This window comes from Tunicatimonas sp. (assembly GCF_049647865.1).
Taxonomy (GTDB): domain Bacteria; phylum Bacteroidota; class Bacteroidia; order Cytophagales; family Cyclobacteriaceae; genus Tunicatimonas.
Genome location: NZ_JBARYM010000880.1, coordinates 1 through 8,399, shown reverse-complemented (window position 1 = coordinate 8,399; position 8,399 = coordinate 1). Strand labels below are relative to the sequence as shown.

Genomic DNA, 8,399 nt, shown 5'->3' with positions numbered 1-8,399 from the left:
TAATATAAGATTAAATAATTCGCCAAGTAGTTCCCGGCGGTTCATATGACTTCGTCTGGTGAGCAAAATGAGTAGAGAAACGTTAGCCAGGAACAGAAACCCTAGCAGGTAGGGGGTTAGTTCAATGTAGGAGAGCAGTGGGGTGAACAAGCCAGGAAAAATCTCATCCATAATTTGCCAGCTTTCGCTCCAGTTTAACAGGATGATACAGCAGAGCGTATAGCTGCCCCACAGTAGGTAGCTAACTACTTTCAGCCAGTGGCGTTGGGGCATTCGCAGGTACAGTAATTGAGACTGCCCGAAGTGATACGTTGAGATAACAATGAAAAGCAGCAAGCTAGGCAGGGGAAAGAAATACCAACATACTGAATAAATAGCTCCTAAAACTATGTATATGAGTAGAAAGGCGCGGTAACTAAACTTCTTTCCCTTGCGGTAGCGGTCCAGCAAATGGTCAGTTGCTCCGTGGGGAATGCCAATGACAAAAATGATTAGCACAAACAGAATTACTTCCATTTCTTGTAAAAATTGGGGAAGAGCTAGTCCCAGCAGTGCTATAAAAATTGTACTGAGCGCCACGTAGCTATAGTAAAGATCACCTAATGTATTAGTAGGAATAAGGTTGGGTAGTTGTTTCATTTTGCCATACTTTGCTAGTACAAGTATCTGTTGATGAGGAGTGTTACAGAAATCGGACACTTTATAGTAGTGAGAATTTTATTCTTTTCTATATTCGGTCAATGGTCGCCAACAAACACGTACTTATTTTAGGCTGTGGCCGCAGTGGTACTTCTATCTTCGGGGAGTTATTCCAGCACCTTCCCTCCTACTCCTACTTTAGTGAACCTCCGCTGGTTGAAGTATTAGAGCAAGACTCACCCCAGCCCATAGCCGTTAAGGTACCTCGCGAGAGCGAAGGTTTTCCGCCGGATGAAGGTCTTTCCTTTCCACTATCGGTGCTAATTGAGAAGCTGCCTTCGTTACAGATTTTCTGGCAGGTACGCCACCCACTGGATACTATTTGTTCGCTCAAAGTAGGGATTGCGCGCAACTGGGGCCATCACCCTCGCCCGCTCGATTGGCAGCAGTGGTTAGACCGTCCGCTGATTGAACAGTGCGCTCATCATTGGGATTATATTAATACCGTAGGCTTTTCTCAGGTATCTAGCTGCTCCGTGGTTACTCGCTTTGAAGATATGCTGGCTGATGCGCTACGTTTTGCTCACTCAGTTAGCCAACAAATTCACTTGGATATATCATCGAACCAAAAATATCTTCAGCAGTGGGCAAATCGGGTTCAGAATAAAAATAATGAGCAGTTTGATGAAGCCACCACATCGCGCGCTTACTCCACTCAGGACCATAGCGTGAAAGTAGGACGCTGGCAGGAGAATATGAGCAAAGAGGAGATGGAACGAGTTCTACCAATCATTCAGCAAACAGCTCAGCAGTTTGGCTACGATCTTCCTCTTATTAGTTAAGGAAGGGCAACGGAATACTGGGACTACTTTTCATATTCTGAAGAAACTTAGGTTTGATTTTTCGTAGAAATTTTGGTTCACTAAAACGTACGCCAAAAAAAATACGAACTTGAGTGGACCGACCGACAAACCGCCAGTTCTGCACATCGGTGGTAGTAAAATCGGAAGCCGCGTAGATTCCAGCGTACCAGTTACCCTGGTCACGTCCTAAAGCGCCCCGTGCATCGTAGGCCGGTTCAATAGCGAACAAGCGGTTGTCCTTTGTAGTCTGATAGTTTACCCGCTGAAAACCTAAACCAGTCAGTCCAAAGGCGTGAAGATAGTACTTGCGATAAATTAGCGTAGCCCCGTACCCCACCATTGCAGTGAATGAATAAGACTCCACTAAGCTTAGCTGTTCCTGAATTGAGACCTCATCTTGGGGTAAAATACCATTCGAAGCTCTAATGTTTTTGTAGGAGAAGTCGGCAGATAATAGCAAGCTTCCACTACTTTTCCGTTGTTGGTAACCTTGGTTATAGGGAAAACTTAAAGAGAACTTTTCACCCGAAGGAACATACGTAACAGTAGTCTGGATTTTTTTTACCCCGGCATTCTGAATGAGGCGGTCGGTGGGTGATGCCATATTAAATGGCTCTCGGCTTCGTACAAAGCCTCGGTAGTTCTGGTAAATACCGTCTATCAGCCAGTTTTGCCCAAAAAGTGATCCCTGAAAATCAAAGCGTCTTAAATTTCTATCTCGCACCGGGGGAGAGACGGGAAGAAAAAGGTTAAATCCAATATTCCACAAAAAGCCTCCTATCCCTACATAGTTGCGGTGCCAAGGAGTAAAGAAGTACCGCTCGCTTCCCGTTTGATCTTGTATTCTCAGTTGTAATCCTTTTTGTACGAATAGTACCCGAAGATTCAACGTATCCGGGAAGTTGTGCACAACAGAAGAATCTGCTTGGGCGTGACTCACAGCACTACTTCCTAACCCAAACAGCAGTATCATGATTGATACCGTAGCCCACCACCTGCTCATAAGCAAATTTATCCAATAAATACCTTTATAAGCTTACGGACTAACTTTTGTTCTGTTCGCTGGTCTGAATGCCCGACAATATCGTTTTAATGGCGTTCGCATTTTCCATCCATTCGTACATTCCCGCTTCGTTTTGCTCCTCCAGCCACGTTTTAAATTGCTGGAGCTGGTCAATATAAGCAGATAATGACTGATGAACGTTTTGAGCGTTCTGCATAAAGATAGGCGCCCACATAGCCGGGTTGCTCTTGGCTAACCGCACGGTGGAAGAAAAACCACTACCAGCCATCTCGAAGATGCTTTGCTCATCCTTCTCTCTCGCCAGCACCGCATTGCTCAACGCAAACGAACTCACGTGACTCAGATGCGAAACGTAGGCAATATGTCGGTCGTGCGCGGCCGATTCCATGTAACTGATTTTCATCCGTAGCTTATTACGAAACAGGTGCTCTACTTGCTCCAGCGCATCAATGTCGGACTGTTCTTTGTCGCAAATAATCATCTGCTTACCCGGCAAAAGATCGCTGAAAGCAGCAATCGGTCCTGATCGCTCGGTTCCGGCAATAGGGTGAGCCGCCACAAATCTATTTCGGCGAGGGTGCGTGTCGGCTACCTGGCAAATTTGCTCTTTAGTTGAACCCAGATCCACCACTACGGCTCTAGTATCTATCTGGCTCATTACATCAGGCAGTAAATTCAAAATAGTATTCACCGGTACGGCGAGGATAACTACTTCGGCTTGCCTTACTGCGGCCCGCAATGGCAAAATCTTATCGGCTATTCCTAGTGTGAGGGCTTGAGCCGCATGCTGGTCGGAAGTATCTACTCCCACTAATCTACACGCGGGCAATCGCTCCTTTAATGCTAGGGCGGTAGATCCACCTAGCAACCCCAATCCAATAACAGTGATATTCATACGGACGATGCAATTCGGTGAACAGCTTCTTGCAAACGCTCCTGAGAAATGCAGAGCGAAAAGCGAAGATACCGATTTCCTTGGTTACCAAAAATATGGCCCGGAGTAATGAATACTTGATGTTGCTGCAAAATACGCTCGCTTAGTGCTTCGGCGCTCTCTTCGTTGTCTGGTATTCGTGCCCAGACAAACATTCCCTGTTGCTGCGGATCAAACTCGCAATGTAAGGTTTCAGCCAGCTCGAAGGTGATCTTTTGCCGTTCCTGATACTCTTGGTTACGCTGCTGATGCCAAACCGATGAATTTTGTAATGCCTCGGTGGCCGCTTGCTGAACTGCCTTGAACATCCCCGAATCTACGTTGCTTTTTATTTTAATAATTTCGTTCAAATAATCCGCCGCTCCGGCAATCCAGCCAATTCGCCAGCCCGCCATGTTGTGCGATTTGCTGAGCGAGTGTAGTTCAATCGCTACTTCCTTAGCGCCTGGAACCGACAAAATACTTATTGGTTGATTCTTATTCAGCACCAGTGCGTAAGGATTATCGTGACAGATCAATATGTTTCTTTCTCGGGCAAAAGTGACTAGTTTTTCAAATACTTCGTATTGGGCCGGAGCCCCAGTAGGCATATGCGGATAGTTACACCACAGTAACTTCACCGGTCCGGTATCTATATTCTCTAGTGCCGTAAAATCTGGCTGCCACGTTCCTTCCTGAAGCGGATAGGGTTGCACTCGCGCTTCCACCATGCGCGTAACGGCAGTATACGCCGGATAGCCTAATGATGGCACTAGCACCTCATCGCCCGGGTTTAAGAAAGCCATTGAAATATGCGTGATGCCTTCTTTGGAGCCCATTAAAGGTAGCACTTCTTGTTCAGGATTTAATTCCACTGAGAACGTACGCTCACTCCACTCCGCCATTGATTGACGCAAACTCACCATTCCCCGGTAGGGCTGATAGCCGTGAGCATCTGATTGTTGGGCTGTTTCGTTGAGAACCTCTATCGTTTTAGGAGAAGGGGGTAAATCCGGACTACCGATGCCGAGGTTAATCACATCCTCACCCGCCTCATTCATCTTCCGAATTTGCTGGAGCTTACGCGAAAAGTAGTACTCCTCTACTTGCTGAAGACGACGAGCGGGGGAAATGATCATACTTTTAGTTGACAGTTGTTAGTCTACAGTTCATATAATTCAACCTAAAGCTTTCACTCCCGGCAATTCTTTTCCTTCCATATATTCTAGTAAAGCGCCACCGCCGGTAGAAACGTAGGAAACATCATCGCCGTAGCCCAGCGTATTTACCGCCGCCGCTGAATCTCCGCCACCGATTAGAGAAAATGCGCCATTCTTGGTAGCGGCTACTACTGCTTCGGCAATTCGTTTGGTTCCTTGAGCAAAGTTCTCCATCTCAAAAACTCCCATTGGCCCGTTCCAAAGTACGGTTTTGCTGCGGGCGATCACGTCGGCAAATACTTCCTGAGCTTCCGGCCCAATATCTAGCCCCATCCAGCCATCTTCAATAGCATGGTTATTGGCTACCTTGATATTTGCTTCGTTATCAAATTTATCGGCTATCACCGAATCAATGGGTAGGTGTAAATGCACGTTTTTCTCTTTGGCTTTTTTAATAAGTTCATTCGCCAGATCTAATTTATCATCTTCTACCAATGAACTGCCAATCTTGCCTCCCATTGCCTTAAAAAATGTATAGCTCATTCCACCACCAATAATCAGGTCATCTACTTTATCGAGTAGGTTTTCAATTACTCCGATTTTGTCCGAGATTTTTGCACCTCCCATAATGGCTACGTAGGGATGCTGAGCACTGTCCATCAGTTTTTGGGCATTGTCTAGTTCGGCTTGCATTACGTAACCACAGGCTTTCTCACTAAAATGTTGCGCAACTACTGTAGTAGATGAGTGAGCCCGGTGAGCCGAACCAAACGCATCGTTCACGTATACATCGCCTAGTTTGGCCATTTGCGCCGCTAATTCTTTGTCGCCCTTCGTTTCGCCTTTATGAAAGCGGGTATTTTCCAGTAAGAGAACTTCGGCCATTGGTAGGCTGTTCGCCTTAGATTCTGCTTCATCGCCTACGCAATCGTTGGCAAAATGTACGGGCGTACCGTCCAGCAAATCCGAAAGATGGCTTACTACGTGCTTTAGCGAAAACTTTTCTTCCGGCCCTTCCTTCGGACGACCTAAATGAGACATTAGAATGGCTGCTCCCCCATCATTAAGAATTTTTTTAATGGTTGGTACTGCCGCTCGCATCCGAGTATCGTCGGTAATAGTGAACCCTTTGTCGAGTGGTACATTAAAGTCTACTCGGACTAATACTTTTTTTCCAGAGAAATTAATATCGTCTACAGTTTTCATATATTAAATGGTTGATTGGTTCTATTGCTCGATTGTTATATTGCTGAACTGTTCATTGTTCAATTATTATTTGCCGCTTACCTCTAGACATTGCACATTACTTCCGCCTATGAACTTCGCTCTTTATACTTCCCTTCAAAATTAAACCTTTCCCCCTACACCTCGCAACCTAAACCATAAAAGTATTTTTTAAGCTGGTATATTTCCTATGATGCCATATTTTACCAATCTTTGACGAATGGATAAGATTATCCGCTACACAGCTACCCTACTTAACCTATGGTTTCTTTCTTTCGCTATTCAGGCGCAGCCAATACTGCCTGATAGTTCGCTAGAGCAGTCTCGGTTATACTCACAGGCGAGACAGTTTGATAGCGCGGCATTAGTAGCTGAACAAGTACTGACCAAACAATCGGACCCTGACCATCAGGCTTGGGCCTACTATGAATTAGGCCGATCCCAACTTCGCCTCGATCAATTAACGGCTGCTACTGATCATTTAATTAAGGCCATTCGAAATACCCAAGATAGTAGCTTAAAGGTAAAGGCTCACTTTGAGCTAGGAAAGAGTTATAGCGATCAGATACAGCCTGAATCCGCTATTTACCACTATGAGCGCGCCCTTCTATTCAATCCGGATACACTACAATTGGTACGAATCTACAGCGGAATTGCTGATGAGCATAACTACTATTTTGGCAACTACCTTGAGGCGGAAAATTTCTACGAGAAGGCATTGCGCCACCTACAATCGCTGTCGAGCAGTTCCCAAGCTTCGTTGTTACTATTATTGTATAATTTGTCGGCCGTTCATCAGCATCGGGAAGATTATTACGCTGCATTAGATTACGCGCTACAAGCAACACAAATCGCTAAAGCAACCCAAAGTATTAATCTGGGGGTGTGCTATTCTTTGCTGGGCACTATTTATCACCAATTACGGCAGTACCCCGCCGCAATTGCTGCTTATGAGAGTGCCATTGAACAAGGACTTGAGTCGGGCGGTAATATGAACTCTGATCTCACCCGATACTATAATAATTTAGGCTTACTATATTCTGACCAGGAAAAGTACGAAAAGGCAATACCTTATTTTCAGCAAGCCCAGCAGATTGCATCGCACCACAACTATCCGCAAAGCGTAGCCGACCAGGCCGATGGCTACCAGTATTTAGGTAACACGTATACTCAACTTCACGATTTCGCTACGGCTCATCGTTACCTTACTCAGTCTTTAGAACTAAAGCGTAGCTTCTACGGAAATATTCACCCTGAAACTGCTCGAGTACTAGAAGGACTTAGTCGCTATTATCAGGAGCAGCGGCAGTTGGATTCTGCTCTTTATTTTCAACAACAGGCAATAATTGCTGAAATACCTGGGTTTACACAAGATAAAATATTGGCAAATCCTAGCTGGGAACAGTTGGCGGACTACTCTCGCGTGTTTGGAACCTTAAGTACTAAAGCGGAACTGCTCTATCAGCGCTATCAACAGCATGAGCGGTTAGGTGACCTTACATTAGCTATTGCCACTTTTGCTAAGGCCGATTCATTGATGCACTGGCACCGCATTTCGTATGAGTACGAAAGCTCGCAGCTTCAGCTCTTAGAAACACAAAAATCGTCGTATGAGATGGCGGTAGCCTGTTGCTACTTAGCCTACGAAGCTACCCAGGACGAAGCCTACGCTCGGCAGGGACTTTACTTTATGGAGCGCAGCAAAGCGGTCATCTTGTGGGATGTATTACGCGATGTTGCCACTCGCAGTAGCCTCGGAGTTTCAGAAAGTTTGCAGCGAGAAGAACGGGCTATAAAAGCTCAAATGACTCGGCTAGTTAGTGAGATGACGGAAGAACGACGCGAGCCTACCCCCAACCAAACTACGCTAGATTCACTGCAAAGGAAACGCTTCAGTCTGCACCGCCGTCAAACTCGTTTACAGGAAAAGTTAGCTTCCGCGTATCCGAGCTATGTACAATTGAAGTATGCTTCCCCCACTCTACCCTGGGGTAAGATTGAACAAAATTTATCTGAGCAACGACAAAACATTATCGAATTCTTCTGGGGTATTAATCACATTTACGCGCTGAGATTATCACATGAGGGCATTCAATTTTATCGGACGCCTATTTCTGAGCGATTAGAAGGAGCTATTCAGCGCTTACGGCAACTACTTCAACAGGGACCTTCACCCGACAACTATGAACAAGAAACCGGAGAGTACTTAGCTTTGGCATTTTATATCTTTCAGGTATGCTTGGCTCCGGCTTTCCAGGATGGCAATCTCCCGGATAATCTTACCCTGGTTCCGGATGGCCCTCTCTTGTATCTTCCATTTGAAGCCTTGTTAACAGAAAGCGCTCCTTTAACAAACGATCCTGACTACCGTACATTCCCATATTTGCTACGTAGCAGCACCATTCAATATTCTCCATCCTTGCAGGTACTACTCAATACTCAAACCAAGCGAGCAATTTCAGATAGTAATGCTTCTCTTCGTTTGTTAGCGTTTGGTTTTACCCATCAGTTATCCCGCCGCACTATTGCTACCGCACAAGCGGGTTTGGTGGCTGTGCCTGGCACTTTCAAGGAAA

7 protein-coding genes are annotated in these 8,399 nt (G+C 45.6%); 2 read left to right on the top strand and 5 right to left on the bottom strand.

The features are described from left to right. The coding region (locus tag WBA23_RS25240; protein WP_424585052.1) for a Brp/Blh family beta-carotene 15,15'-dioxygenase at positions 1-639 on the bottom strand (639 nt) is incomplete at its 3' end. Positions 640-740: 101 nt separating this feature from the next. Between WBA23_RS25240 and WBA23_RS25235 the strand changes: the two genes are divergently transcribed. Continuing rightward, a complete protein-coding gene (locus WBA23_RS25235) occupies positions 741-1,481 on the top strand; it encodes a hypothetical protein (RefSeq protein ID WP_424585051.1) in 741 nt (246 codons plus the stop codon). Here WBA23_RS25235 and WBA23_RS25230 read toward each other — a convergent pair. From WBA23_RS25230 to WBA23_RS25215, 4 genes are read right to left on the bottom strand one after another with little or no spacing between them, the layout of a single operon-like run. Then, entirely contained in the window at positions 1,474-2,505 is a 1,032-nt protein-coding gene (locus tag WBA23_RS25230) for a DUF4421 family protein (protein ID WP_424585050.1), read from the bottom strand. The genes WBA23_RS25235 and WBA23_RS25230 overlap by 8 nt on opposite strands. A 40-nt stretch (positions 2,506-2,545) precedes the next feature. Beyond that, positions 2,546-3,421, bottom strand: coding sequence for a prephenate dehydrogenase (locus WBA23_RS25225; protein WP_424585049.1), 876 nt, complete (start codon positions 3,419-3,421; stop codon positions 2,546-2,548). Then, positions 3,418-4,578 (bottom strand): pyridoxal phosphate-dependent aminotransferase, encoded by a 1,161-nt coding sequence (locus tag WBA23_RS25220; protein ID WP_424585048.1) that lies wholly within the window; start codon positions 4,576-4,578, stop codon positions 3,418-3,420. The genes WBA23_RS25225 and WBA23_RS25220 overlap by 4 nt, the downstream gene beginning before the upstream one ends. Positions 4,579-4,617: 39 nt before the next feature. Next, a complete protein-coding gene (locus WBA23_RS25215) occupies positions 4,618-5,805 on the bottom strand; it encodes a phosphoglycerate kinase (RefSeq protein ID WP_424585047.1) in 1,188 nt (395 codons plus the stop codon). Positions 5,806-6,043: 238 nt separating this feature from the next. Between WBA23_RS25215 and WBA23_RS25210 the strand changes: the two genes are divergently transcribed. Then, on the top strand, positions 6,044-8,399 hold a 2,356-nt coding region (locus WBA23_RS25210), incomplete at its 3' end, for a tetratricopeptide repeat protein (RefSeq protein ID WP_424585046.1).